Below are 250 nucleotides of genomic sequence, written 5' to 3' on the forward strand. Positions count from 1 at the left end.
TGCCCTGGTGGTGGAATTGGTAGACACAAGGGATTTAAAATCCCTCGGCGTTCGCGCTGTGCCGGTTCAAGTCCGGCCCGGGGCACCATCTATCTAGTTTCTACTTTTAGTAGAGTGTTGAACAAAGAGTGGTTCTCTTTAAACACTTCAATATATTTTATGTTGATAAAGGCGCCTTGGCAGAGTGGCTATGCAGCGGATTGCAAATCCGTGGACCTCGGTTCGACTCCGGGAGGCGCCTCCATTCTTT

The 250-nt window shown here is 49.6% G+C and carries 2 tRNA genes; both read left to right on the forward strand.

Features of this window, described 5'->3' with window-relative positions:
• Window position 1: 1 nt before the first annotated feature.
• Window positions 2–88, forward strand: a tRNA-Leu gene (locus AB4653_RS17070).
• Between the two features lie 82 nt (window positions 89–170).
• A tRNA-Cys gene (locus AB4653_RS17075) sits at window positions 171–244 on the forward strand.
• Window positions 245–250: the final 6 nt, after the last annotated feature.

The sequence above is a fragment of the Vibrio sp. 10N.222.48.A3 genome (assembly GCF_041475345.1).
Taxonomy (GTDB): domain Bacteria; phylum Pseudomonadota; class Gammaproteobacteria; order Enterobacterales; family Vibrionaceae; genus Vibrio; species Vibrio tasmaniensis_A.